The sequence below is a fragment of the Bartonella sp. B10834G3 genome, from assembly GCF_016102505.1.
Taxonomy (GTDB): Bacteria; Pseudomonadota; Alphaproteobacteria; order Rhizobiales; family Rhizobiaceae; genus Bartonella; species Bartonella choladocola.
The window spans coordinates 1-482 of record NZ_JACFOM010000016.1 but is presented as its reverse complement, the minus strand read 5'-3'; the positions used below and the strand labels follow the sequence as shown (position 1 = coordinate 482).

General features: G+C 46.1%; 1 protein-coding gene. It reads right to left on the bottom strand.

Annotated features, from left to right (window positions below; all coding sequences use genetic code 11):
• Nucleotides 1–482 (bottom strand): hypothetical protein (locus H3S94_RS11750; RefSeq protein WP_198241178.1); only part of this gene is annotated, 482 nt, incomplete at both ends.

Here is a 482-nt window from a genome sequence, read left to right as displayed (position 1 = left end):
AAATGCCGCTTTGAGCCGGTGTCTCTTGAATGTTCGACAGAACAACCTTGTTCGTATCCGGCTTGTTACCGCCCCCGTCAACAATGTCAAAGGTAAGGTCATTGCCTAATCCTGCAACAAGATTGCCATAAGCATCCTTCGCTGTAAAGGTGAGTGTTGATCCTTTGCTATCACCTGCGTTAAATGATGTCGAAGATGCGATAAAGGTGGAATTTCCTTTTCCCCCATCGACTTTACCGCCCTTTATCGTCACAGTGGCTTCAAGAGTTCCAACAGCAACAGAAGAAACCTTCGGTGTAATTTTATAAGTTCCGACAAGCGTGCCTTGCAATGTGGCTACATAAATGCCGCTTTGAGCTGGTGTCTCTTGAATGTTCGACAGAACAACCTTGTTCGTATCCGGCTTGTTACCACCCCCGTCAACAATGTCAAAGGTAAGGTCATTGCCTAATCCTGCAACAAGATTGCCATAAGCATCCTTC